General features: G+C 75.0%; 25 protein-coding genes and 1 pseudogene. 12 read left to right on the forward strand and 14 right to left on the reverse strand.

Annotation, left to right across the window (positions count from 1 at the left end):
• The 8 genes from EPD83_RS07580 to EPD83_RS07615 form a co-directional block, all read right to left on the reverse strand.
• Nucleotides 1-731 (reverse strand): acyl-CoA dehydrogenase family protein (locus tag EPD83_RS07580; protein ID WP_205859452.1); only part of this gene is annotated, 731 nt, incomplete at its 3' end.
• Nucleotides 732-1,158: 427 nt separating this feature from the next.
• Nucleotides 1,159-2,469, reverse strand: a complete 1,311-nt coding sequence (locus EPD83_RS07585) for an ABC transporter ATP-binding protein (RefSeq protein WP_205859453.1) — start codon at nucleotides 2,467-2,469, stop codon at nucleotides 1,159-1,161.
• A complete protein-coding gene (locus tag EPD83_RS07590) occupies nucleotides 2,466-3,308 on the reverse strand; it encodes an ABC transporter permease (protein WP_165566416.1) in 843 nt (280 codons plus the stop codon). Before EPD83_RS07590 ends, EPD83_RS07585 begins: the two co-directional genes overlap by 4 nt.
• Nucleotides 3,305-4,108: a molybdate ABC transporter substrate-binding protein gene (gene modA / locus EPD83_RS07595; RefSeq protein ID WP_128366825.1), complete on the reverse strand. Its 804-nt coding sequence runs from the start codon at nucleotides 4,106-4,108 to the stop codon at nucleotides 3,305-3,307. Before modA ends, EPD83_RS07590 begins: the two co-directional genes overlap by 4 nt.
• A 38-nt stretch (nucleotides 4,109-4,146) precedes the next feature.
• The gene (locus EPD83_RS07600) at nucleotides 4,147-4,542 is read right to left on the reverse strand and encodes a TOBE domain-containing protein (protein WP_128366824.1); all 396 of its coding nucleotides are present in this window, start codon (nucleotides 4,540-4,542) and stop codon (nucleotides 4,147-4,149) included.
• A 74-nt stretch (nucleotides 4,543-4,616) separates the two neighbouring features.
• The gene (locus tag EPD83_RS07605) at nucleotides 4,617-5,462 is read right to left on the reverse strand and encodes an SGNH/GDSL hydrolase family protein (protein ID WP_165566417.1); all 846 of its coding nucleotides are present in this window, start codon (nucleotides 5,460-5,462) and stop codon (nucleotides 4,617-4,619) included.
• Nucleotides 5,459-6,217 carry a uracil-DNA glycosylase gene (locus EPD83_RS07610; RefSeq protein ID WP_165566418.1) on the reverse strand — a complete coding sequence of 253 codons (759 nt, stop codon included), beginning with the start codon at nucleotides 6,215-6,217 and terminating at the stop codon, nucleotides 5,459-5,461. The genes EPD83_RS07605 and EPD83_RS07610 overlap by 4 nt, the downstream gene beginning before the upstream one ends.
• A 26-nt stretch (nucleotides 6,218-6,243) precedes the next feature.
• A complete protein-coding gene (locus EPD83_RS07615; protein WP_128368316.1) occupies nucleotides 6,244-6,585 on the reverse strand; it encodes an ArsR/SmtB family transcription factor in 342 nt (113 codons plus the stop codon).
• A 107-nt stretch (nucleotides 6,586-6,692) separates the two neighbouring features.
• Here EPD83_RS07615 and EPD83_RS07620 point away from each other — a divergent pair, with 107 nt between their 5' ends.
• The 5 genes from EPD83_RS07620 (at nucleotide 6,693) to EPD83_RS07640 (ending at nucleotide 9,562) form a co-directional block, all read left to right on the forward strand.
• Entirely contained in the window at nucleotides 6,693-7,190 is a 498-nt protein-coding gene (locus EPD83_RS07620) for an ArsI/CadI family heavy metal resistance metalloenzyme (RefSeq protein ID WP_165566419.1), read from the forward strand.
• The gene (locus tag EPD83_RS07625) at nucleotides 7,187-7,927 is read left to right on the forward strand and encodes an aquaporin (RefSeq protein ID WP_165566420.1); all 741 of its coding nucleotides are present in this window, start codon (nucleotides 7,187-7,189) and stop codon (nucleotides 7,925-7,927) included. Before EPD83_RS07620 ends, EPD83_RS07625 begins: the two co-directional genes overlap by 4 nt.
• Entirely contained in the window at nucleotides 7,924-8,340 is a 417-nt protein-coding gene (locus EPD83_RS07630) for an arsenate reductase ArsC (protein WP_205859455.1), read from the forward strand. The genes EPD83_RS07625 and EPD83_RS07630 overlap by 4 nt, the downstream gene beginning before the upstream one ends.
• Before the next feature lie 94 nt (nucleotides 8,341-8,434).
• Nucleotides 8,435-9,091 carry an HAD-IA family hydrolase gene (locus EPD83_RS07635; protein ID WP_165566421.1) on the forward strand — a complete coding sequence of 219 codons (657 nt, stop codon included), beginning with the start codon at nucleotides 8,435-8,437 and terminating at the stop codon, nucleotides 9,089-9,091.
• A gap of 177 nt (nucleotides 9,092-9,268) precedes the next feature.
• On the forward strand, nucleotides 9,269-9,562 hold the full coding sequence (locus tag EPD83_RS07640; protein ID WP_165566422.1) for a DUF3263 domain-containing protein: 294 nt from the start codon (nucleotides 9,269-9,271) through the stop codon (nucleotides 9,560-9,562).
• 105 nt (nucleotides 9,563-9,667) lie between these two features.
• Here the strand turns inward: EPD83_RS07640 and EPD83_RS20345 are convergent, their stop codons facing one another.
• The 3 genes and pseudogenes from EPD83_RS20345 to EPD83_RS07655 all read right to left on the reverse strand — a co-directional run bounded on the left by EPD83_RS20345 (nucleotide 9,668) and on the right by EPD83_RS07655 (nucleotide 11,824).
• The gene (locus EPD83_RS20345; protein ID WP_205859456.1) at nucleotides 9,668-10,258 is read right to left on the reverse strand and encodes a DUF3349 domain-containing protein; all 591 of its coding nucleotides are present in this window, start codon (nucleotides 10,256-10,258) and stop codon (nucleotides 9,668-9,670) included.
• Between the two features lie 8 nt (nucleotides 10,259-10,266).
• Nucleotides 10,267-10,572 (reverse strand): hypothetical protein, encoded by a 306-nt coding sequence (locus EPD83_RS07650; protein WP_128365537.1) that lies wholly within the window; start codon nucleotides 10,570-10,572, stop codon nucleotides 10,267-10,269.
• Nucleotides 10,573-10,596: 24 nt separating this feature from the next.
• A pseudogene (locus EPD83_RS07655) lies at nucleotides 10,597-11,824 on the reverse strand (anion permease).
• A gap of 131 nt (nucleotides 11,825-11,955) precedes the next feature.
• Here EPD83_RS07655 and EPD83_RS07660 point away from each other — a divergent pair.
• The 6 genes from EPD83_RS07660 to EPD83_RS07685 all read left to right on the forward strand — a co-directional run bounded on the left by EPD83_RS07660 (nucleotide 11,956) and on the right by EPD83_RS07685 (nucleotide 20,273).
• Nucleotides 11,956-12,420, forward strand: coding sequence for a hypothetical protein (locus tag EPD83_RS07660; protein WP_128365538.1), 465 nt, complete (start codon nucleotides 11,956-11,958; stop codon nucleotides 12,418-12,420).
• Nucleotides 12,421-12,627: 207 nt separating this feature from the next.
• Complete coding sequence (gene groL / locus EPD83_RS07665) at nucleotides 12,628-14,256, forward strand: chaperonin GroEL (protein WP_128365539.1); 1,629 nt, start codon at nucleotides 12,628-12,630, stop codon at nucleotides 14,254-14,256.
• 175 nt (nucleotides 14,257-14,431) lie between these two features.
• Nucleotides 14,432-16,225: an alkaline phosphatase D family protein gene (locus tag EPD83_RS07670; RefSeq protein ID WP_235950401.1), complete on the forward strand. Its 1,794-nt coding sequence runs from the start codon at nucleotides 14,432-14,434 to the stop codon at nucleotides 16,223-16,225.
• Between the two features lie 85 nt (nucleotides 16,226-16,310).
• A complete protein-coding gene (locus EPD83_RS07675; protein WP_128365540.1) occupies nucleotides 16,311-16,694 on the forward strand; it encodes a hypothetical protein in 384 nt (127 codons plus the stop codon).
• A 178-nt stretch (nucleotides 16,695-16,872) separates the two neighbouring features.
• The gene (locus EPD83_RS07680; RefSeq protein WP_165566423.1) at nucleotides 16,873-17,718 is read left to right on the forward strand and encodes an ABC transporter ATP-binding protein; all 846 of its coding nucleotides are present in this window, start codon (nucleotides 16,873-16,875) and stop codon (nucleotides 17,716-17,718) included.
• Nucleotides 17,719-17,720: 2 nt separating this feature from the next.
• Complete coding sequence (locus tag EPD83_RS07685) at nucleotides 17,721-20,273, forward strand: ABC transporter permease (RefSeq protein ID WP_128365542.1); 2,553 nt, start codon at nucleotides 17,721-17,723, stop codon at nucleotides 20,271-20,273.
• Nucleotides 20,274-20,277: 4 nt separating this feature from the next.
• Here the strand turns inward: EPD83_RS07685 and EPD83_RS07690 are convergent, their stop codons facing one another.
• Together EPD83_RS07690 and EPD83_RS07695 are read right to left on the reverse strand one after the other, a co-directional pair.
• Nucleotides 20,278-21,210: a PrsW family intramembrane metalloprotease gene (locus EPD83_RS07690; RefSeq protein ID WP_128365543.1), complete on the reverse strand. Its 933-nt coding sequence runs from the start codon at nucleotides 21,208-21,210 to the stop codon at nucleotides 20,278-20,280.
• A 56-nt stretch (nucleotides 21,211-21,266) separates the two neighbouring features.
• Nucleotides 21,267-21,557, reverse strand: coding sequence for a WXG100 family type VII secretion target (locus EPD83_RS07695; RefSeq protein WP_128365544.1), 291 nt, complete (start codon nucleotides 21,555-21,557; stop codon nucleotides 21,267-21,269).
• Between the two features lie 115 nt (nucleotides 21,558-21,672).
• On the opposite strand from EPD83_RS07695, the gene EPD83_RS07700 reads away from it, so the two are divergent.
• A complete protein-coding gene (locus EPD83_RS07700) occupies nucleotides 21,673-22,455 on the forward strand; it encodes a DUF4031 domain-containing protein (protein ID WP_128365545.1) in 783 nt (260 codons plus the stop codon).
• Nucleotides 22,456-22,507: 52 nt separating this feature from the next.
• On the opposite strand, the gene EPD83_RS07705 is transcribed toward EPD83_RS07700, so the two are convergent.
• Complete coding sequence (locus EPD83_RS07705) at nucleotides 22,508-23,176, reverse strand: HD domain-containing protein (protein WP_128365546.1); 669 nt, start codon at nucleotides 23,174-23,176, stop codon at nucleotides 22,508-22,510.
• Nucleotides 23,177-23,229 lie beyond the last annotated feature (53 nt).

Below are 23,229 nucleotides of genomic sequence, written 5' to 3' on the forward strand. Positions count from 1 at the left end.
AGGGCGGACAGGGCGATGGCCATGCCCTGCCCCTCGGCGCCGATCCGGCGGTCGGCGTCGACGCGGACGTCGTCGTAGAGGACCTCGCGGACGGTGTCGCAGTGCAGGCCCATCTTCTTCTCCGGCGTGCCGAAGGAGAGGCCGTCGGCGTCCGCGGGCACGACGACGCAGGTGAGGCCCTTGCCGCCGTCGTCCGAGGTGCGCGCGAAGGTCGTGTAGTAGTCGGCGTGCCCGGCGTGGCTGATCCACGCCTTGCGGCCCCGCAAGACGTAGGCGTCACCGTCGCGGGTCGCGCGGGTCGTCATCGAGGCGATGTCGGAGCCCGCGAGCGGCTCGGAGAGGCAGTAGGCCCCGAGCCGGTCGCCGGAGAGCATGTCCGGCAGCAGGGCGGCGCGCTGCTCGTCGGTGCCGAAGGCCGTGACCGGGTAGGTCGTGAGGGCGTGGACGGAGACGCCGACGGCGACGCTCATCCACACGCTGGCGATCTCCTCGACGACCTGGAGGTAGACCTCGTACGGCTGGCCGTAGCCGCCGTGCTCCTCCGGCTGCGGCAGCGAGAGCAGGCCGGCCGCTCCGAGGGTGCGGAACACCTCGGTCGGGAAGGACTCGTCGTGGGCGGCGGCGCGCTCGGCGTCGTCGACCTGCGGCGCGAGCTCCTTGGCGCAGATCTCGCGGGTGAGGTCGATGAGCTCCTGGCCCTCGTCGGTCGGCATGAGCCTCGTCGCTGGCATGGCTCGAGACTACCGAGGTGGTCGGACGTCCTAGTAAACGCGTGGCCGGTGTTCGGTGCTGCCGGGGGTCGGGGGTCGGGGGTCGGGGGTGCGGCGGGTAGGTCCGCGCCGGAAGGTTCGGGTTCGCCGGGGTTCGGTGCCGGTGCGAACCCGAAGGTTCCGGGATCAGGCGAGAAAGCTGCGGCGGGGTCGGGGGTGCGGCGGGCGGGTCTGCCCCGGAAGGTTCGGGTTCGCCGGGGTTCGGTGGCCGTCCGAACCCGGAGGTTGCGGGATCAAGCGAGAAAGCTGCGGCGGGGGCGGAGGTGCGGCGGGCGGGTCTGCCCCGGAAGGTTCGGGTTCGCCGGGGTTCGGTGCCGGTGCGAACCCGAAGGTTGCGGGATCAGGCGAGAAAGCTGCGGCGGGGGCGGGGAGAGTGGGGGGTGGGCGGTCAGGAGGGGTAGGCGCTGACCTCGGTGGCCTTGACGCCGGCCCAGACGTCGGCGCCCGGCTGGAGACGCATGGTGGCCACCGAGCCGGCGGTGACGTCGGCGAGCACGGCGACCGTCCCGTCACCGCGGTTCTCGTGGTCGCGTCCTGGCTCCGCCCTGCGCGGCCCGTCATGGCGTCCGGCGTCGGCCCCGTGGTCCTCGTGGTCGCGTGCGGCGTCGGCCCCGTGCTGCCCGTCATGGCGTCCGGCGTGACCGCGCTGTCCGTGGTCGCCCTGCCCGGGGGCTCCGCGCTGCCCATGCTCGCGTGCGGCGTCGGCTCCGCGCGTCCCCTGGTCGCGTGCGGTGTCGGCTACGTGCGGCCCGTCATGGCGTCCGGCGCCGATGAGGAGGCGGACCCGGGCGGTCTGGCCGGACAGCTCGACCGACCCCACGCGCGCCGGCCACAGGTTGCGGGTCGAGCCGTGCGGCTTCTCGGGGTAGAGCGCCACCGCCGACGGCGCGAACGCCACCCAGGACGGCCCGCGGTGGGCGTGGCCCCCGGTGACGACCGGCCCGAGCGGCGTCGTCACCGCCTCGCCGTCGGCGGTCCCGGCGAACAGGTTGAGCCCGACGACCTGCGCGACGTACGGGTCGCGCGGTCGGGCGACGACGTCGGCCGGGGTCCCCTCCTGGACGACGGCGCCGCCCTCGACGAAGACGAGCCGGTCGGCCAGGGTGAGGGCGTCGAGCGGGTCGTGCGTGACGACGACGGTGACGCCGTCGTAGGCGCGCAGCCGGGCGGCGAGGGTGGCGCGCACCTGCGGCCGGGTGGCGGGGTCGAGCGCCGACAGCGGCTCGTCGAGCAGCAGCAGCCGCGGGTCGGTGGCCAGGGCCCGGGCCAGGGCGACGCGCTGGGCCTGGCCGTGCGAGAGCGCCGACGGACGCCGGCCGGCCAGCTCGGCGACGCCGAGCGCCCCCAGCTCGGCGTCCGCGCGCTCCTCGGCCTCCCGGCGCGACGCGCCCCGGCTGCGTGGGCCGAAGGCGACGTTGGCGCGGGCGGTGAGGTGCGGGAAGAGCAGGTGGTCGGCGGCCAGGAGCCCGACGGCCCGCCGCTCCGGGCCGAGGTGCCGCCCGTCGCCGGCCCACGTCTCGCCGTCGACCCGGACGTGCCCGGCCTCGAGCGGCACGAGACCGGCCAGCGCGTGCAGCGCGGTAGTCTTGCCGGCGCCGTTGGGCCCGAGGACCGCGACCACCTCGCCGTCCTGCGCGGCGAGGGGGAGGTCGACCGTGAACCCGCCGCGGTGGGCGCGCAGGCGGGCGTCCAGGGTCATCGCATCCACCGCCCGCGCAGCAGCCCGAGCACGAGCAGCGACACCGCGAGCATGGCGATGCTCAGGGCCAGCGCGGCCTGCGGGTCGTTCTGCAGGGCGACGTAGACGGCGAGCGGCGCGGTCTGGGTGCGGCCGGCGAAGTTGCCGGCGAAGGTGATCGTCGCGCCGAACTCGCCGAGCGCCCGGGCCCAGGCCAGCGCGGCGCCCGAGGCGATGCCGGGGGCTGCCAGCGGGAGCGCCACCCGGACGAAGATGCGTAGTGGGGAGGCCCCGAGGGTCGCCGCGACCGCGTCGTAGCGGCCGTCGACCGCCCGCATCGCGCCCTCGACGGCGAGGACGAAGAAGGGCAGCGAGACGAACACCTGGGCCAGCACGACGGCCGACGGCGTGAACGGCAGCCGCAGCCCGAAGGCCTCGAAGAGCGGTGCGCCGACCACACCGCGGCGTCCGTAGGCCATGAGCAGGGCCACGCCGCCGACCACCGGCGGCAGGACGACGGGCACGGTGAGGACGGCCCGCAGCCACGTCGCGGCCCGGCCGTCGGCCCGGCTCAGCAGCCAGGCCAGCGGCGTGCCGAGGACGGCGCACAGGGCGACGGTGACGAGCGTGGTGACCAGCGAGAGCCGGATGGCCGGCCAGACCACCGGGGCGGCCAGGTGCGCGGCGAAGGCCCCCCACTCGGTCCGCAGCAGCAGCCCCAGCAGCGGCAGGACGACGAGCCCCACGCCCAGCGCGGCGGGCACGAGCAGCACGGCCCGGGACCAGCCGGCGGACCGCGCCCGCGCCCGTCCCACCGGGGTGGACGGGGCGCGGGGGCGTGGTGGGGCGGGAGCGGTCACGGCGCCAGGAAGCCGGCCTTCGTGAGCGCGGCCGTGCCCTGCGGGCTCGCGACGAACCGCGCGAAGCCGGCGACGTCGCGGTCCTTCGAGAACCACAGCAGCGGGTAGGTGAGGACGACGTTGTCGGCCGCGGGGACCTCGACCCCCTCGACGTCCGCGCCCGCGCTCACGACGTCGGAGTGGTAGACCATCGCCGCGTCGGCCTCGCCGAGGGTGACCTTGGTGAGCGTGGCCTTGACGTCGATCTCGCGGGAGACGACGTGGGGGGTGACGCCCGCCTTCGCCAGCACCTGGTCGGCCGCGGCGCCGCAGGGGACGGTCTCGGCGCAGAGCACGACGTCGAGGTCGGGGTCGGCCAGGTCGGCGAGGCTCGACACCGACCCCGGGTTGTCCGGCGGGACGGCGATCTCGACGGTGTTGCGGGCGACAACCTCCCGGCCGCCGTCGGCCGCGGCGTCCGCGGGCAGCATCGCCAGGGCCGACTCGCCCGCGCTGGCGTAGACGTCGGCCGGGGCGCCCTCGGCGATCTGCTGGGCCAGCGTCGTGCTGGAGCCGAAGCTCAGGGCGACGGTGACGCCGGGGTGCTGCTGCTCGTAGGCCGTGGCGAGCGCGGTGAACGGCTCGGTCAGCGAGGCCGCCGCGAGGACGGTCACCACCCTCGACCCGCCGCCGCTCGACGCCGGAGCGGAGGTGGAGCCGGCGGCGCCGGGCGCGGTGTCCTGCGGGGTCGCCGCCGAGCAGGCGGTGAGGGCGAGCAGCCCCGTCACCGCCGCGAGGACGGCGAGGCGCGATCGGCGCACCGTTCGTCGCGCTGCGGGGGCAGGGGCGGGCCGCGGGCTCACCGGGGCACCCCGACGACGACGTTCGTCGACTTGATGGTCGCGACGGCGACGCTGCCCACCTCGAGACCGAGGTCGCGCACGGCCTCGCTGGACATGAGCGAGACGACCCGGAACGGTCCGCACTGCAGCTCGACCTGGGCCATGACGGTGTCGGTGAGGACACCGGTCACGACCCCGCGCATCCGGTTGCGGGCGGACTCGTCGGCGACGACGCCCACCGGGGCCGGGCGCGCGGTCTCGCGCGCGACGGCGGCCAGGTCGGCGCCCGCGACGACGAGGCGTCCGGCGTCGTCCTTCGTCGCGGGCAGGCGTCCGGCGTCGACCATCCGGCGCACCGTGTCGTCGGAGACCCCGAGGAGGGCGGCGGCCTCCGAGATCCGAATCTGCGTCATGTGACGGACTCTAACCCCGCACCTGCGGATTCCTGACGGCGAGGAGAGCAGAACCGTCCGACCGGACGGGCCGGTCAGGGCTCGGGCAGGGTGCCGGGCTCGGGCCGGGCGTGCGGGTCGCGGAAGTGTGAGAGCTCGGGCCGCTTGGGGTCGCGGCCGTCGCCGGAGGACGTGCCGCGCAGCCGCCGCTCGACCCAGGGCGTCGCGTGGCTGCGGACCCACTCGGCGTGCCCGCGCAGCTCGTCGGCGCGCGCCGACGGGCCCGCGGGGGGCAGCGGGGTGGACCACTCGTCGCGGTCGGTGGGGTGCCCGAGCGCGGTGAGGGCGGCGAGGGCGACGCGGCGGTGCCCCTCGGTCGTCAGGTGGATGCGGTCCTCGGCCCACATCCGCCAGTCGCGCAGTGCCCGCATCCCCCAGAGGTTGAGGACGTGGCAGCCGTGGTCGGCGGCGATGGTGAACAGGTTGGCGGCGTGCACCGCGTGCCGGCCGCGCAGGGCCCGGAACAGGCCGGCGTCGCGGGTGTCGGTGGGCGTGGCGAGCAGGACGTCGGCGCCGCCGGCGCGGATCCGCACGACGGCCTCCTCGAGGCGCGCGGCCAGCGCGTCGAGGTCGACGGACGGGCGCAGCAGGTCGTTGCCGCCGCCGACCATCGACACCAGGTCCGGGGTCATCGTCATCGCCGCGTCCAGCTGCGGGCCGACGACGTCGCCGAGGGTGCGTCCGCGGACGGCGAGGTTCGCGTACCCGAAGGGCAGGTGCTCGTCGGCGGCGACCCGGTCCAGGTGCAGCGCCAGCCGGTCCGCCCAGCCGACGAAGGCGTCCTCGCGCTCGGGGTCGGGGTCGCTGAGGCCCTCGGTGAAGGAGTCGCCGATGGCGACGTAGCGGGTCCAGACGCGGCGGTCCGCCGGCAACGACGTCACGGCAGCCGCCAGTCGACGGGGTCGGCGCCGGCCTCGGCGAGCAGGGCGTTGGCCCGCGAGAAGGGCCGGGAGCCGAAGAAGCCGTTGCGCGCCGACAGCGGGCTGGGGTGCGCGGACTCGATGCACGGGATGCCGCGCAGGTGCGGCGCGAGGGACCGGGCGTCGCGTCCCCAGAGGATGGCAACGAGCGGGCCACCGCGCTCGACGAGGGCCTCGATGGCCCGGCCGGTGACCTCCTCCCACCCCTTCCCGCGGTGGCTCGCCGGCGTGCCGGGCCGCACCGTGAGCACCCGGTTGAGCAGGAGGACGCCGTGCTCGGCCCAGGGGGTGAGGTCGCCGGTGGTCGGCATCGGCAGGCCCAGGTCGTCGCGCAGCTCCTGGTAGATGTTCACGAGGCTGCGCGGGACCGGCCGCACGTCCGGGTTCACCGAGAACGACAGGCCCATCGCGTGCCCCGGGGTCGGGTACGGGTCCTGGCCGACGACGAGCACGCGCACCGAGTCCAGCGGCTGCTGGAAGGCGCGCAGCACGTGCGGCCCGCCCGGCAGGTACCCGCGGCCGCTCGCGACCTCGGCCCGGAGGAACTCGCCCATCCGGGCGACGACGGGCTCGACCGGGGCCAGGGCCTGCGCCCACGACGGGTGGACGAGCTCGCGCAGCGGACGCGCGGCGTGCGCGCCCTCGTCGGCGTCCGGGGCGGGAGCCGCCGGCTGCTCCGCCGACGGAGGGCCGGGGGGCGTGGGGGAGTCGGACATCGGGCCCACGGTAGTACGCGGCGGCGTCAGCCGAAGATGGCGCGGACCTGCTCGACGCGACTGGGCACGATGCGGAACCAGGCCCAGCTGCCGCGCTTGTCCCGGGTGAGCAGACCGGCCTCGACGAGCACCTTGAGGTGGTGCGACACGGTCGGCTGCGACAGGCCGACGAGGGGGGTGAGGTCGCAGACGCAGGCCTCGCCGGCCGCCGTCGCGCGGATGGCGCTGAGCAGCCGCAGCCGGACCGGGTCGGCGACGGCCTTGAGCAGCGCGGCGCTGCGCTCGGCCTCGGCGGCACTGAGGCCCCCGTCGGTGCCGATGCCGCAGCACGGGGTGGTGGCGGCGAGGGGCAGCTCTCGGGTCGGCACGGGTCCTCCTTGTCATCGACGAACGTCTATATTGACACACGTCGATGGGTGTGGTGTGCTGCGCATCGCATCGACGACCGTCGATGTCCGTCCCGCCGGAGGTCCCCATGGCCACACCCACCAGCCGCGTCCAGCTCGCCCTCAACGTCGCCGACCTCGAGGCGTCGGTCGACTTCTACACCGCGATGTTCGGCGTCGCGCCGCACAAGCGCCGCCCCGGGTACGCCAACTTCGAGGTGGCCGAGCCGCCGCTCAAGCTCGTCCTCATCGAGACCACCGCCGCCGAGCGCGGCACCGGCACGACCGGCGCGCTCAACCACCTCGGCGTCGAGGTCGCCTCGGTCGACGACGTCACCGCCGCACGGGAGCGCTTCTCCTCCGCCGGTCTCGCCGCCTTCGACGAGGACGACACGACCTGCTGCTGGGCGCTCCAGGACAAGGTGTGGGTCCACGACCCGCACGGCGCCGGGTGGGAGTTCTACACCGTCAAGGACGACGACCCCGCGCACCCGCGACCCGCCACCGCGTCGCTGCCGGTCTCCGACGGCTGCTGCACCCCCGAGGCCGGCCACCCGCCGCGCGGCGCGGCGGCGTGCTGCTCGTGACCCCCCGCGTCCGGGCCCTCGTCGCGGAGACGGTGGGGGCGGCCGGCCTGCTCGCCGCCGTCGTCGGGTCCGGGATCATGGCCACCCGGCTCACCGACGACGTCGGCGTCCAGCTGCTCGCCAACGCCCTGGCGTCGGTGGCCGCCTTGGGGGTGCTCATCGCCTGCCTGGCCCCGCTGAGCGGTGCGCACTTCAACCCCGCCGTCTCGCTGGCCCAGGCCGTCCGCGGTGACCTGCCGTGGCGCGACCTGCCCGGCTACGTCGTCGCCCAGGTCCTCGGGGCCTGCCTCGGGACCGTGCTCGCCGACCTCATGTACGACCTGCCCGCGGTGGAGGCCTCGCGGACGGCGCGCGGCGGGGTCGGGCAGTGGCTGGGGGAGGTGCTCGCCACCGCCGGGCTCCTCATGGTCGTCGGCTTCGTCGCACGCGGCGGGCGCGAGCGGCAGGCGCCGCTGCTCGTCGCCGGGTGGATCCTCGCCGCCTACTGGTTCACCTCCTCGACCTCCTTCGCCAACCCGGCGGTGACGCTCGCCCGCACCCTGTCCGACACCTTCGCCGGCATCGCCCCGGCCGACGCCCCGGGCTTCGTCCTCGCCCAGCTCGTCGGCGTGGCCGTCGGCCTCGCCCTCATGGCCCTCGTCGCCGCGCCCCGGGCCGCGACGACGTTCGAGGCGCCCGACCCGGAACCCGCCCACCCCCGTCCCGACCGCAGAGACCACCCCCAGGAGCCCTCGTGACCGACCGCCCGTCCGTCCTCTTCGTCTGCGTCCACAACGCGGGTCGCTCGCAGATGGCCGCCGCCTACCTCGGCCACCTCTCCGGCGGCGCCGTCGAGGTGCGCTCGGCCGGCTCGGCGCCCGGCGACGCCGTCAACCCCGTCGCCACGCGGGCCATGGCCGAGGAGGGCATCGACATCGCCGGCGAGCGGCCGAAGGTCCTCACCCCGGACGCCGTGCGGACCTCCGACGTCGTCGTGACGATGGGCTGCGGCGACGCCTGCCCGGTCTTCCCCGGCGTCCGCTACGAGGACTGGGAGCTCGACGACCCCGCCGGGCAGGGCATCGAGGCCGTGCGGCCGATCCGCGACGAGATCCGCCGCCGGGTGCTCGCGCTCCTCGGCGAGCTGGGCGTCCCGCCGGTCACCCCCTGAGCCGCGTCCCGCCGGGCCCGACCCGGTGGCGGGGGCCGGCCGGGACCGCGGACCCGGGTCCGGGCGCCCGCCCCCGCCCGGCAGACTGAGGTCCGTGACCGCCTCCCCGCGCTGGCCGACGGTGTTCTTCGACCTCGACGGCACGCTCGCCGACACCATCCCGCTCATCGTCGCCTCCTACCGGCACGCCTTCCGCACCGTGCTCGGCGAGGAGGTGGCCGAGGACCGGGCCCGGGCCTGGATCGGCCGGCCGCTGCTGGAGGCGCTGCTCGAGGAGTCGCCCGAGCACGGCCACGCCCTCGACGTCGCCTACCGGGAGTGGAACCTCGCGAACACCGCCCGGCTCATCCGCCGCTACGACGGCGTCCCCGAGCTGCTCGCCCTCCTCACCGCCGCCGGCGTGCGGACGGCCGTCGTCACCTCCAAGCGTCGCGAGACCGCCCGCCTGGCGCTGGAGGGCGTCGGGGCCGACCACCTCGTCGAGGTCGTCGCCGCCCTCGAGGACACCGAGCGGCACAAGCCCGCGCCCGACCCGCTCCTGCACGCCGCCGCCGCGCTGGGGGTGCGCCCCGACGACTGCGTCTACGTGGGGGACGCCACGGTCGACGTCCGGGCCGCCCGCGCCGCAGGCATGGCGGCCGTCGCCGTCACCTGGGGTGCGGGGGAGCCGGCCGCGCTCGCCGCCGAGGGCCCGGACGCCCTCGTCGACGACGTCGCGGCGCTCGGGGCCGTCCTCGTCCCCGCCTCCTGACCCCCGGGCCCGTCGTCGCGAGGCCCGTGGTGCGTTTGTGACTCGTGAGTCCAGGGCGGCGGAAGGTGTCCAGTCGACACGCGGCAACGCGCCCGAGGGAATGACATCCGTGTCATTCCCTCCGTTACAGTGGGTCCCGCCGCAGTCCGCACGACATCGAAGGGTCGACACCACACCGTGAGCGCCGCCTCGGACCACGCCACCACCGCCGTCAGCGTCCCGGACCTGTCCGAGCGCGACCGCGAGATCCTGGCCTTCGAGCGGCAGTGGTGGAAGTACGCGGGCTCGAAGGAGACCGCGATCAAGGAGCTCTTCGACATGAGCTCGACGCGGTACTACCAGGTGCTCAACGCGCTCATCGACAACCCGGTGGCGCTCGCCCACGACCCGATGCTCGTCAAGCGGCTCCGCCGGCTGCGCGCCAGCCGGCAGCGCGCCCGCTCGGCCCGCCGGCTCGGGATGGAGCCGTGACCCCTCCCGCGGCCTGACCCGCCGCCCCACCAGCCAGTGACGCCCGTCCGTGAGGGAAGCCGGACGGGCGTCTCTGTGCCCGCACCCGCCCGGGTGCGGGAGGTGTCAGGGGAGGTCGGGGTCGGGGAACTCGACCGGCCAGTCCTTCTTCGCCAGCTGGTCGCGCACCCGCCGCAGGTCCTGCGCCGAGGGGTCGGCGTGGGTGTAGGAGGTGATCGCCGCCGCGATGTCGTGCGGCCCGGCCGGGCTGACGTCCGCCCGCCGGAGCGCCTTGGCGACCTTCTTCACCTCGCTGCGGGTGAGCCGGCGCTCGAGGATGGCCAGCAGCGGCACGTAGTCGTGCTCCGGCACGCCGCCGGGGTACCCCTCGCGCAGCCAGCTGACGATCCGCGCGAGCGGGCTGCCCTCGCGGGGCGGCGCCTCGTCCTCGTCCTCCTCCATCCCGCCGAGCGGCCAGCCGCCGAGGACGAGCTTGGCCGACACCTCGCGGACCTGCGCGTCCTCGGGGACGAGGGCGCGGACCGCCCCCCGCGACAGCAGCCCCTCGTCGGCGAGCAGGCGCAGGACGTCGTGCGCGGCCTCGGTGCCGAGGCGCTCCTGCAGCACCGACCCGAGCGCCGCGGCCTCGGAGTCGGCGACGCCGCCGGGGAAGCCGGTGCGGATGTGGGCGAGGACGGCGTGGGACCGCTGGGGCATCGCGGGGCTCACTTGTCGACGACGACGGGGACGACGTGCTCGAAGCTCACGGCCTTGCCGAAGCCGCCGGCGACGATGAGGACGAGACCGAGGACGACGCCCCCGGCGACGACGGCCACGAGCACGCCGGCCAGGGCCAGGCCCAGCGGCGAGCGGCGTTCGCGCCCGTCGCCGTCCGGCCCGGCGACCGTCGTCGTGCCGATGGTGAGGGCCCGCATGGCGAGGGCGTAGACGACCGGGAGGCCGGCTCCGAAGACGAGTCCGGCGAGGAGCACCTTGCCGGCGCCGAGGAGGGCGAGCTCGAGACTGCGCATCGTGGTCCGTTCCTGTCCGGCCGGTCAGTGGGTGGGGGTCTTCGTGGGCGGCTGCTCGCCGACGGCGTCCTGCGGACGCTCCCAGTCGGCGGTGACGTTGTGGGCGCCGACGTGGGCCACGCGCGAGCGGCGGTACATCGTCCACGAGGCCGCGACGAGCACGGCGAAGACGAGGACCGCGCCGGGCACGCCGCCCAGGGTGTTCCCCACCCACCACATGACGGCGCCCATGAGCGCCAGCGATGGGGAAGGTCATCGCCCAGGCGACGGCCATCCGGCCGGCCGTCGACCAGCGGACGGTGGTGCCGCGGCCCAGGCCGCCGCCCAGCACGGAGCCGGTGGCCACGTGCGTCGTCGAGAGCGCGAAGCCGAGGTGGCTGGAGGCGAGCAGCACCGCCGCGGTGGACCCGTCCCCGGCCAGGCCCTGGCGCGGGGTGATGTCGACCAGGCCCTTGCCGAGGGTGCGGATGATCCGCCACCCGCCGATGTACGTGCCGAGCGCGATGGCCAGGGCGGCGCTCACCTTGACCCACACCGGGACGGCGTCGGTGCGCTCCCAGTGGCCGCTCGCGATGAGGGCGAGGGTCATGACGCCCATCGTCTTCTGGGCGTCGTTCGTGCCGTGCGCGATGGACACGAGCGAGGCGCTGCCGATCTGGCCCCAGCGGAAGTGGCGCTCCTGGAGCCGGTCCATCACCGAGCGGGTCACCCGGTGCACGACCCAGCACCCGACGAACGCCACGAGCATGGCGACCAGCGGCGAGAGCAGCGAGGGCAGGAGGATCTTGCCGACGACGCCGTCGAGCTTCGTGCCGTCGCCGGTCCACTTCACCCCGGCGAACCCCAGCCCCGCGGCGCCGGCGCCGGTGAGGCCGCCGAGCAGCGCGTGCGAGCTGCTGGAGGGCAGGCCGAGCAGCCAGGTGAAGAGGTTCCAGACGATGCCGCCGACGAGCCCGGCGAGCACGATGAGCAGCAGGGCCTCGCCGCCGTCGCTCAGCAGCTCCGGACGCGGGGCGCCGTCGGAGTCCTGGATGCGGATGACGGCGTTCGACACGGTGAGGGCGACCTCGACGGAGAGGAACGCGCCGACGAGGTTGAGGACGGCCGAGAGCCCGACCGCGACCTTGGGGGCGAGGGCGCCGGTGGAGATCGAGGCGGCCATCGCGTTCGCCGTGTCGTGGAAGCCGTTGGTGAAGTCGAACGCCAGCGCGGTGACGACGACGAGCACGAGGATGACGGTTGCAGCGTCCACGAGCGCTCGGTGTGGGGTCGACACCGTGGGTTCACCAACCCCGACCGCCACGTTCACCCGCTGTTCATCTTCCGCGAGGCCGACGGGTCTCGGGGGACGGGTGGGACGGACGCGCCTGGTTGACTGGCCGGATGAGCGACCTGGACTGGAGCACCCCCGACGGCCTCGCCGCGATCCGCGACCACCTGGCCGGAGAGCTGGAGGGCTGGCGGGCCCCGGCGGCCTGGGCGGTCGGGGTGTCCCCGGCGAGCTCGACCCCCGACTGGGTCTACCCGCACGTCAACACCCCCGGCGGGGCGCACGGTCTGCCCGCCGTCGTCCTCGGGACGATCCTGCGGCACGACGGCTCGACCGCGACCCTGCCGGTCTCCCGCGCCGACCTCGAGGCCGCCGTGACCTCGCTGGAGCCGGCGGAGGCGTGCACCGAGCTGCCCCACCCCAACCTCGCCGCCTGGCGCGAGGTGCTCCACGAGCTCGAGGGCAACCCGGCCCGCGAGGCCGTCGCCGTCTTCGTGGCCGACCCGGGCGACCCGGTCTCCTCCGAGGCCGACGCCTCGATGCGCACGACCTTCGAGGGCCACGCGCCGCAGGTCTGACACCGGCCCGTCCCGGCGTGGCCCCTCGTTTGCACTCTCACCCCGAGAGTGCCAATAATGAGCATTGGCACTCTCATGCCGAGAGTGACAACCCGACCGGTCCGGTGAGGGCAGGTGTGTCGTCGGTGACGTGAGCCGCGGCCCCGGCCCGTCCGTCGCGGGCGCCGCCCGGTCCCACCTTCGATTCGCGTGGGAGGAACCACCCGAATGGCCAAGATCATCGCTTTCGATGAGGAGGCGCGCCGCGGGCTCGAGCGAGGCATGAACACCCTCGCCGACGCCGTCAAGGTGACGCTCGGCCCCAAGGGCCGCAACGTCGTCCTGGAGAAGAAGTGGGGCGCCCCCACGATCACCAACGACGGTGTCTCGATCGCCAAGGAGATCGAGCTCGACGACCCGTACGAGAAGATCGGCGCCGAGCTGGTCAAGGAGGTCGCCAAGAAGACCGACGACGTCGCCGGTGACGGCACGACGACGGCCACCGTCCTCGCCCAGGCGCTGGTCCGCGAGGGCCTGCGCAACGTCGCCGCCGGGGCCAACCCGATGGCGCTCAAGCGCGGCATCGAGAAGGCCGTCCAGGCCGTCTCCGACGAGCTCGCCGCCAACGCCAAGGACATCGAGACCAAGGAGCAGATCGCCGCCACCGCGTCGATCTCCGCGGCCGACCCGCAGATCGGCGAGATGATCGCCGAGGCCATGGACAAGGTCGGCAAGGAAGGTGTCATCACCGTCGAGGAGAGCAACACCTTCGGCCTCGAGCTCGAGCTCACCGAGGGCATGCGCTTCGACAAGGGCTACATCAGCCACTACTTCGTCACCGACACCGAGCGCATGGAGGCCGTGCTCGAGGACCCCTACGTCCTCATCGCGAACTCCAAGGTCGGCTCCATCAAGGACCTGCTGCCCCTCCTCGAGAAGGTCATGCAGTCCGGCAAGCCGCTGCTCATCATCTCCGAGGACGTCGAGGGCGAGGCCCTGAGCACGCTCGTCGTCAACAAGATCCGCGGCACCTTCAAGTCCGCCGCGGTCAAGGCCCCCGGGTTCGGCGACCGTCGCAAGGCCATGCTCGGCGACATCGCCATCCTCACCGGCGGCCAGGTCATCTCCGAGGAGGTCGGCCTCAAGCTGGACACCGCGGACCTGTCCCTCCTCGGGCGTGCCCGCAAGGTCGTCGTCACCAAGGACGAGACGACGATCGTCGAGGGTGCCGGCGACAACGACCAGATCCAGGGGCGGGTCAACCAGATCCGCGCCGAGATCGAGAAGTCGGACTCCGACTACGACCGCGAGAAGCTCCAGGAGCGCCTCGCCAAGCTCGCCGGCGGCGTCGCCGTCATCAAGGCGGGCGCGGCCACCGAGGTCGAGCTCAAGGAGCGCAAGCACCGCATCGAGGACGCCGTCCGGAACGCGAAGGCGGCCGTCGAGGAGGGCATCGTCGCCGGTGGCGGCGTCGCCCTCATCCAGGCCGGGGCCAAGGCGTTCGCGAACCTCACGCTCGAGGGCGACGAGGCGACCGGCGCGAACATCGTCAAGGTCGCCGTCGAGGCGCCGCTCAAGCAGATCGCGGTCAACGCCGGTCTCGAGGGCGGCGTCGTCGCGGAGAAGGTCTCCAACCTCACCCCGGGTCACGGCCTCAACGCCGCGACCGGCGAGTACGAGGACCTCGTCTCCGCGGGCGTCATCGACCCGGCGAAGGTCACCCGCTCGGCGCTGCAGAACGCCGCGTCGATCGCCGCGCTGTTCCTCACCACCGAGGCGGTCATCGCCGACAAGCCCGAGAAGGCCGCTCCGGCCATGCCGGGCGGCGGCGACGACATGGGCGGGATGGGCTTCTGAGCCTCCTCGCCTGACGTCCCACCGACCGACGGGCGGTCCTCCACGACGGAGGGCCGCCCGTCGGCGTGTGCCCGGGCCTGCCGATCGCGGCGCGCACGTCGCGCCCCGACGCCGACCCGGATCCGGATGCGCCCCCACAGCCGTGGCACAGTCGCCGTTGGCAGGATGGGCAGGTATGAGCCGCCCCGGAGACGCCGACCAGCACCCCCTCGTCCTCGGACCGATGCTGCGCTACGTCGACGCGACCTCGGCCACGGTCTGGGTCCGCACCGCGCAGGCCTGCACGGTGACCGTCGAGCGGGCGGGCCGCACGTGGAGCGCGCGGACCTTCGGGGTCCACGGCTCGCACTACGCACTCGTCGTCTGCGACGGCATGGAGCCCGCGACCGACGAGACCTACGAGGTCCGCCTCGACGACGAGACCGTCTGGCCGCTGGAGGGCGAGCCGCCGAGCCGCATCCGCACCCTGGACCCGGGACGCCTGCCGTACCTGGCCTTCGGGTCCTGCCGCACCACCGGCACCCACGACGACGCCGGCAACCGGGTGCACGGGGTGGACGCGCTGCGCAGCCTCGCCGTCGCGCTGCGCGAGGACCCCGAGGCCGGCTGGCCCGACCTCCTGCTGCTCCTCGGCGACCAGGTCTACGCCGACACCACCCCCAACCCCGACCTCGACGAGTTCCTCCGGGCCCGGCGCGACGTCAGCGAGCCGCCGTGGGAGGAGATCAAGGACTACGTCGAGTACGACGAGCTCTACCGCCTCACCTGGGGCGACCCCGTCATCCGCTGGGCCATGTCGACCGTGCCGTCGGCGATGATCTTCGACGACCACGACATCCGCGACGACTGGAACACCTCGTACTCCTGGCGCCGCGACATCCGCGCGACGACGTGGTGGCAGGAGCGGATCGTGTCCGGGCTCGCGGCGTACTGGGTGAACCAGCACCTGGGGAACCTCTCGCCCGCCGGACTCGCGCAGGAGCCGCTGTTCCGGCGGGTGCTGGAGCACGAGGCCGAGGGCCGCGACGGCGAGGTCGACCTCACCGCCGACCTCGACGCGCTCGCCGCGCGCGCCGACGCCGAGCCGGAGACCTACCGATGGAGCTACACCCGCGAGGTCGGCGACTGCCTGCTCGTCGTCGTCGACTCGCGCGCGGCCCGCGACCTCCAGCCCGACGAGCGCTCGATGCTCGACCGGGCCGAGGCGCAGTGGCTGGACGACACCCTGCGCGGCGGGTACCGGCACGTCTTCGTGGGGACCTCGCTGCCGTTCCTCCTGCCGCCCGGGCTGCACGACTTCGAGGCCATGGACGAGGCCGTCGCGCAGGGCGCCTTCGGCCGCCGCGCCGCCCGGCTCGCGGAGTCCATGCGCCGCAGCATCGACCTCGAGCACTGGGCCGCGTTCAACCACGGCTTCGACGAGGTCTTCGAGATGGTCATGGACCTCGCCCGCGGCCACCGGGACGAGGCCCCGCAGACGGTCACCTTCCTCTCCGGGGACGTGCACAACTCCTACTTCGCCGAGGTCACCGACGAGGAGCAGTACGGCGCCCGTTCGCGGATCACCCAGGCCGTCTGCTCGCCGATCCGCAACCCCATGCCGCGCGGGGTGCGCGTCGCGGTGTCGATGCTCGCGAAGTCCCTCGTGCGGCCCATGCGCTTCCTCGCCGCGCGCTCGGAGCGGGTGCCCGACCCCCGGTACCCGTGGACGGTCACCCAGGGCCCGTGGTTCGACAACAACGTCGCCCTCTGCCGCGTCCTGCCGGACGCGCTGGAGCTGACCTGGGTGACCGGCGTCGACGACGGCGACCACGACCATCCGCGACTGCGGCGCGTGTGGCAGGTCGAGGTGCCCGCCGCCCGCGGGACCGAGGACACCGGCTCCGACGGCCGCCCGACCCCGCAGGACGAGCTCCCGGAGCCCGCCCACAGCGGACCGGACCGGCGCGGCGCGCACTCGGTCGCCTGACCCCGGCCCCGGCCCGGCCATCCACGGGCCGCCACCGCGCCGAACCAGGTGGTGGCGAGCCGAGCCCGCCGGGAAGGGGTCCCCGATGGACCGCACCAGTTTCGACCGCCGGGTCCTCGCGGCGCTGCTGCTCGTCGCCGGAGGCGTGCACGTGCCCCTCGTCCCCGAGCACCTGGAGGAGGCCCCGTACGTCGGGGTGCTCTTCGTGCTCCTCGCGCTCGCCTGTCTCGGCCTGGCGGTGGCCGTGCTGCGCACCGAGGACCGCCGGGTCTGGCTGCTGAGCGGGGTGGTCTGCGTCCTCGCCGCCCTCGCGTTCGTCCTCTCCCGCACGGTCGGGCTGCCGCAGATCGGCGACGACGTCGGGAACTGGGCCGACCCGCTCGGCGTGGTGGCCCTGGTCTCCGAGCTGCTCGTCGCGCTGCTCGCCGCGCTCCACCTGCGGGCGCCCACGACCTCGCGGCCCGCCTGAGCGAGACCCTCCCCGGTCGCGGCGGCGATCCCGACCGAGGAGGTGTCCACCGGCCCGGCGTTCGTCGGTCGGCGGAGGCGGGGACCGGGCGCGGGAACGCGAGCGCCGTCCCCTAGCGTTGCCCCCGGGAAGGACCGGTGCCGTCCGCCCGGCCGCCCGCCAAACCCGAGGACGACGTATGACGGTCGCTACGCCTCCATCCGAGAACCCCGCGCGGCCTCCCGCCGCCCGGGTCGAGCGCCTGACCAAGGTCTATGGCAGCGGCGAGACGGCGGTCACCGCGCTGGACGAGGTCACCCTCGACCTCCACGCCGGCGAGTTCACCGCGATCATGGGCCGGTCCGGCTCCGGCAAGTCGACCCTCATGCACTGCGCCGCCGGGCTGGACTCGGTGACCTCGGGCCGGGTGCTCCTCGGCGACGTCGACCTCACCGGCCTCAAGGAGCGCCGCCTCACCGAGCTGCGCCGTGATCGCATCGGGTTCGTCTTCCAGGCCTTCAACCTCGTCCCGACGCTCACGGCCGCCGAGAACATCACCCTGCCGCTCGACATCGCCGGCCGCCGCCCGGACCCGGCGTGGTTCGACGAGGTCGTCGACACCGTCGGGCTGCGCGACCGCCTGGGCCACCGCCCCGGCGAGCTCTCCGGCGGGCAGCAGCAGCGCGTGGCCTGCGCCCGGGCCCTCGTCGGCCGACCCGACGTCGTCTTCGCCGACGAGCCCACCGGCAACCTCGACTCCACCTCGGGCGCCGAGGTGCTCGGCTTCCTGCGCCGGGCGGTCGACACCCACGGGCAGACCGTCGTCATGGTCACCCACGACCCCGGTGCCGCGCGCTGGACCGACCGCGTCGTCTTCCTCGCCGACGGCCACGTCGTCGACGAGCTGCGCGAGCCGACGACCGAGGCCGTCCTGGAGCGGATGGCGCGGCTGGCCGAGGCCGAGGCCCCGGCGGCCGACGCCGGAGGCGACGGGCACGCGGGTGCCCCGGCACGGTCAGGCGCACCCGCCGGCGTCCGGGACTGACGGTGCTGCGGGCGACCTGGCGCGGCATCCTCGCGCACAAGCTGCGGCTGCTGCTGAGCACGGTGGCGGTCGTCCTCGGGGTGGCCTTCGTCGCCGGCTCCTACGTCTTCACCGACACCCTGGACCGGGCCTTCACCGGCCTCACCAGCGGTGCGGTGGGCGACGTCATCGTCCGTCCCGTGGGCGGCACCGGCGGAGCCCCGCTGGCCGGACAGGGCGGCACCGCGACCGTGCCGGACCGGCTCGTCGCGACCCTGGCCGACGTCCCCGGCGCCGCCCGCGCCGACGGCCGGATCACAAGCTTCGGCACCTTCGTCGTCGGCCGGGACGGCAAGCTCGTCGGCACCGCCGGGCCGCCGGGCATCGTCGTCTCCTACTCCGACGGGCCCGCCGCCAACGGGGTGCCCACCTCGACCCTGGACTCCGGCCGCTGGCCCACGGCGTCCGGGGAGGTCGTCGTCGACGCCAACACCGCGGCCCGCTCTGGCTGGCGCCTCGGCGACACCGTCCCGCTCGTCACCTCGGGCGCGCAGCCGCGGGTCGAGGTGAGGCTCGTCGGCACCGCCGAGTTCGCCGGCACCTCGCTCGTCGGGGCGAGCATCGTCATGCTCTCCCCCGCGCAGGCGCAGCAGATCTACCTCGGCGGGGCCGACGCCTGGTCGACCGTCTGGGTGACGGCCGCGGACGGCACGAGCCAGGACACGCTGAAGGCCGCCGTCGAGGCCGTCCTCCCGGAGGGCTACGAGGCGACCACCGGGGACGCCGCGGCCGCGCGCGCCGCCAGCCGGATCGACGACGCCCTCTCGTTCGTCACGACCTTCCTCCTCGTCTTCGCCGGGGTCGCCCTCACCGTCGGGGCCTTCCTCATCGTCAACACCTTCTCCATCCTCGTCGCCCAGCGCAGCCGCGAGCTCGCGCTGCTGCGGGCGATCGGGGCGAGCCGCCGCCAGGTGTCGCGCTCGGTGCTCCTCGAGGCCGGGGTGGTGGGTCTGGCGGGCTCTGCCCTCGGGATCGGCCTGGGACTCGTCCTCGCCGTCGGCATCCGCTGGGTCTTCGGCCGGGTCGGCCTCGACCTCGGGTCCGACCCGCTCGTGCTGCGCCCGCGGACCGTCGTCGTGGCCCTCGTCGTCGGGCTCCTCGTCACGCTGGTGTCGGCCTACCTCCCGGCGCGGCGCGCGGGCCGGGTCGCCCCGGTGGCCGCGATGCGCGACGACGCGGTGCTCGCCGAGGGCGGCATGCGCTGGCGGGTCGTCGTCGGCTGCGCCCTGCTCGTCGCCGGCGTCGTCGCCATGGGTGGCGGCCTCGCCGGGTGGACCAGTGAGCCCACCTACGTCCTCGGCGGGGGGATCTTCGGGGTGCTCGTCGGCACGGCCCTCCTCAGCCCGGTGCTCGGCCGCCCGGTGCTCACGGCGGTCGGCTGGGTCTACCGCCGGGCCTTCGGGGCGGTCGGGCGGATGGCCGAGCAGAACGCCCTGCGCAACCCGCGGCGCACGGGGGCCACCGCGTCGGCGCTGATGATCGGGGTCTCGCTCGTCACCCTGATGTCCGTGCTCGGGGACTCGACCAAGGCCAGCCTGGACAAGGCGCTGGCCGAGGACGTCGTCGCCGACTACGTCGTCTCCAGCGTCGTCGGGCAGGGCTTCTCCGCGGCGGTCACCGACGCCGTGGCGAAGGTCGACGGGGTCCAGGAGGTCGTCCGGGTGCGGGCCGCCCGGATCTCCGTCGACGGCGACCGGGAGTTCGCCACCGGCATCGACCCCGCCGGCGTCGTCCGGGTCGCGCGTCCCGTCGTGTCCTCCGGGGCGCTGGAGGACCTCGGCACCGACGGGGTGGCGCTGTCCACGACGTACGCCGCCGGCCACGGGCTCACCGTCGGGTCGGAGGTGACCGTCGACTTCGCCGGGGAGGAGGTGCCGACCCGGGTCGTCGCCACCTACGAGCCCGACGCCGTGCTCCAGGGCGACGTGACGATGTCGCTGCAGGCCTTCGACGCTCTCGGGGTGCCGCCGACCGACCGGACCGCCTACGTCGTCGCCGCCCCCGGCACCGACCGCGCGTCGCTGCAGCGGGGGCTGGACGCCGCCGTCACCGGGCTGCCCTCGGTCACCGTGGCCGACGAGGCGAAGTACGCCGCCGAACAGCGCGAGCCCATCGACCGGCTGCTGTTCATCGTCTACGCCCTGCTCGGGCTGGCCGTCGTCATCGCCGTGCTCGGGATCGTCAACACTCTCGCGCTGTCGGTCGTCGAGCGGGTCCGCGAGATCGGGCTGCTGCGGGCCGTCGGTCTCAGTCGGCGCCAGCTGCGCACGCTCCTGCGGCTGGAGTCGGTCCTCATCGCCGTCCTCGGCGCGGTGCTCGGCATCGTCCTCGGTCTGGCGTTCGCCCTCGCCCTCCAGCGCTCGCTGGCCGACGACGGCATCGACGTGCTCGCCATCCCCTGGCCGCAGCTGGCCGGGTTCGTCGGGCTGTCGGCCGTCGTCGGCGTCCTCGCCGCGCTGTGGCCGGGCCGGCGGGCCGCTCGCCTCGACGTCCTGCGGGCCATCGCCACCGAGTAGCCCGTCAGGCGAAGAGCTTCTCGTCGTGGTGCACGCGGTGGATGGTCCACAGCAGTGCGACCACCGAGACCACCCCGACCGCGACGTGTGCGGGCAGGCCGTTCAGCCCGTCCCAGGCGGCGTGGAGCAGCACGGCCACGACGAACACCCCGGCGGCGCCGAGCAGGGCCCGGACCCGGTGGGCCGCCCGCGGCACCCGCCAGAGCGCCGCCATCGTCAGGCCCGTCCACGCGACGTGGCCCGCCGGCGCGAGCAGCGCGCGCAGCAGGAGCGTCTGGTCCACCGCGGCCAGGCTGCGGGCCTGGAGCAGCGCCGTGAAGCCGTAGCCCATCGTCTCCAGGGCGGCGAACCCCATGCCGCTGGCCACCCCGACGACGACCCCCGCGTACGGGTACCGCCGCCACAGGACCGCCATCGCGACGAGGGGGACGACGAGCTTGCTCGCCTCCTCGATGAGCCCGACCATGAGGTACTGACCCCAGACCAGCCGGCGCAGCGTGTCGTACTCCAGGAGGCCGGCGGCCAGCGTCCCGAGCACGCCCCCGACGACGACCACGGCCACGAGCCAGCCGGTCGGCGTGCTGACGCGGGTCCCGCTCGTCGCCGCGAAGGTGAGGACCGACAGCGGGACGACCGTGGCGCCGAGCAGCAGCATGGACGGGAAGAAGTTGGGGTTGCCCGTCCCCACGAGCACGACGAGCTCGGCGACGTAGGCCGCCGTCCCGACCAGCAGCACCCACAGCCAGCCCAGCCGGCGGTACCAGGGCCGGGTCGTGCGGGCGGCGCGGCCGTCGGGGTCGCCCTGGGGCCACCGCCTCTGCCCGGGGCGGGGGTGTCCGTGCACCTCGGCCCGGGTGGGGACCGGGCGTTCCGGCCCGGTGCCGGTGCTCGTCGTGGGACCGCCTGCTGCGGCGGTGTCGTGCTCCGCTGTGTCCATGCTGGCAACGCTATGGACGCCTGCCGCACGGTGGCCGTGCGCCGGCTGTGCGTCGGCTATGTGAACATCCGTACCGCCTGCGCCTCGGTCTCGGCGTACTGCGACCCGGCGGCGCCGAGCACCTGGCCGATGCGGTCCAGCGACTCGCGGACCTGCTGCTGGGTGCCGCGCCACTCGATGACGACGCCCTGGAACTGGGCCGCGGCGGTGCCGGTCCAGGCGTCCTGGAGGCCGGTGAGGCGGGCCAGCATGACCCCCACCTGGCCCTCGATCTCGGCCGAGATCCGCGCGACGTCGGCGCTCGCTGCGGCGATGCGGTCGGTGTCGACCTGGAACTGCGCGGCCATGGGGTCCCCCTTCGTCGTGGCCGGCCCGGTGGCCGACCCTGCTGACGCCACGCTAGGCAGGACGGCCCGGACGGCCGCGGAGTTTTCCACAGGCCCCGCCTCCTACGATCGCCCCGTGGCCATCCTCATCGACCCTCCGCTGTTCGAGGCGCACGGCCGGCGGTGGTCGCACCTGGTGAGCGACACCGACCTCGAGGAGCTGCACGCCTTCGCCCGCGGCTGCGGCCTCCCGGCCCGCGGCTTCGAGGGCGACCACTACGACGTCCCCGAGGAGCGCTACGCCGCGGTCGTCGCCGCCGGGGCCCGGCCCACCGACGTGCGGACGCTGCTGCGCGCCCTGGTCGCGAGCGGGCTGCGCCTGCCGAAGCGCCGGGGCGACACGGGGGTGGCCCGGGTGCCGGACGTGCACCTGCCGGACGGCACGGTCGCGGACATCGACCTCGTCCGCTCCGGCCGCGAGGTCGAGCCGCGCCGCACCTTCGCCGCCATGGCGTTCGTCCGCGACGCCGCGGGCGACCACGTCGTCGTGCACTCGGTCCGCCGCGACCAGTGGGGTCCGCCCGGGGGCTGGCGGGAGGCGGGGGAGTCGGTGCGGGAGAACGCGGTCCGCGAGCTGCGGGAGGAGACCGGGCTCGTCGTGGCCCCGGAGACCCTCGTCCCGGTCGGCTACGAGCGGTTCCGCGTCACGGCGACGGGACCGCTGTGGCGCCCCGGCCAGGACCTCCTGCAGCTCTACGCCGTCGACCTGCCGACCGTCCGTCCGGCGTTCGGCGAGCGGCTCGACGGGGTCGACGGGTGCCGCTGGGTGTCCTGGGCCGAGCTCGAGGCGCTGTGCGCCGGGGAGTTCTACTGGCCGATCCTCGCCGCCGTGCTCGGTCCCGATCCCGCGGGGTGGTGACCGGTCGGCCGGACGCCCCCGCCGACGACGGGTGGCGGGTGCCCGCCGCGGTTCAGCCGGCCAGCCGGGTCAGCTCGCGCGCGAGGTTCTCGCGCGCGACCGGCTCCCAGGCGGATCGGGCCCGCTCCGTGACGTAGACGTGCTCGCGGACGAGGAAGGGACGCAGCACGGCCGAGCGGCCCGTGGCGTAGTCGCGGGCGGGGACCTCACGGTACTCGGCGCGCACCTGCTCGCAGTACTCGTCGAAGCGGGGGGTGGGGGCGGCGAGGATCCACAGGTCCGCGTCGTGCAGCAGCCCCCGGGCGGTGCCGGACGCCGCGCCCGCGTCCCGGCCGGCCAGGTCGTGGTCGACGGTGTCGAGGACGGCGGTGGCGACGTCGTCGGCGAGGGTCTCGTGCGCCCCCAGCCCCTGGAGGACCGAGCGGGCGAGTGCGGCGCTGCGCCGCTCGTCCTCTCCGGCCCCGGCCATGGCGTACACGGCGTCGTGGAACCAGGCGGCGAGCACCGCCACCGACCGGGCGCGGGGACCGACGCGGCCGGCCCGGCAGAGGACGTCGAGCGCGCCGAGCACCTCGCCGAGGTGGACGCGGTCGTGGTAGTGCCGGTGCGGCTCGTCCCAGCGCGCGAGGAGATCGCGGCCGGCGGCGGCCACCGCAGCGGGGTCCGCCCCGGGCAGCGCGGCCCGCACGTCGACGACCCAGCGCCCCGGCAACGCCTGCATCGGGACACTGTGGCAGACGCGAGGACCCCTGGCGCGCGGTCGGGACGGTCGTT

It is taken from the genome of Phycicoccus flavus (genome assembly GCF_004025965.2).
GTDB lineage: Bacteria > Actinomycetota > Actinomycetes > Actinomycetales > Dermatophilaceae > Phycicoccus > Phycicoccus flavus.

Bases quoted from the DNA above. Each gene is read 5' to 3' on its own strand.
- EPD83_RS07585 (WP_205859453.1), bottom strand. From the start codon at position 2,469: ATGACCCTGGACGCCCGCCTGCGCGCCCACCGCGGCGGGTTCACGGTC.
- EPD83_RS07600 (WP_128366824.1), bottom strand. From the start codon at position 4,542: ATGACGCAGATTCGGATCTCGGAGGCCGCCGCCCTCCTCGGGGTCTCC.
- EPD83_RS07610 (WP_165566418.1), bottom strand. From the start codon at position 6,217: ATGTCCGACTCCCCCACGCCCCCCGGCCCTCCGTCGGCGGAGCAGCCG.
- EPD83_RS07620 (WP_165566419.1), top strand. From the start codon at position 6,693: ATGGCCACACCCACCAGCCGCGTCCAGCTCGCCCTCAACGTCGCCGAC.
- EPD83_RS20345 (WP_205859456.1), bottom strand. From the start codon at position 10,258: ATGCCCCAGCGGTCCCACGCCGTCCTCGCCCACATCCGCACCGGCTTC.
- EPD83_RS07650 (WP_128365537.1), bottom strand. From the start codon at position 10,572: ATGCGCAGTCTCGAGCTCGCCCTCCTCGGCGCCGGCAAGGTGCTCCTC.
- EPD83_RS07660 (WP_128365538.1), top strand. From the start codon at position 11,956: ATGAGCGACCTGGACTGGAGCACCCCCGACGGCCTCGCCGCGATCCGC.
- groL (WP_128365539.1), top strand. From the start codon at position 12,628: ATGGCCAAGATCATCGCTTTCGATGAGGAGGCGCGCCGCGGGCTCGAG.
- EPD83_RS07670 (WP_235950401.1), top strand. From the start codon at position 14,432: ATGAGCCGCCCCGGAGACGCCGACCAGCACCCCCTCGTCCTCGGACCG.
- EPD83_RS07675 (WP_128365540.1), top strand. From the start codon at position 16,311: ATGGACCGCACCAGTTTCGACCGCCGGGTCCTCGCGGCGCTGCTGCTC.
- EPD83_RS07680 (WP_165566423.1), top strand. From the start codon at position 16,873: ATGACGGTCGCTACGCCTCCATCCGAGAACCCCGCGCGGCCTCCCGCC.
- EPD83_RS07690 (WP_128365543.1), bottom strand. From the start codon at position 21,210: ATGGACACAGCGGAGCACGACACCGCCGCAGCAGGCGGTCCCACGACG.
- EPD83_RS07695 (WP_128365544.1), bottom strand. From the start codon at position 21,557: ATGGCCGCGCAGTTCCAGGTCGACACCGACCGCATCGCCGCAGCGAGC.
- EPD83_RS07705 (WP_128365546.1), bottom strand. From the start codon at position 23,176: ATGCAGGCGTTGCCGGGGCGCTGGGTCGTCGACGTGCGGGCCGCGCTG.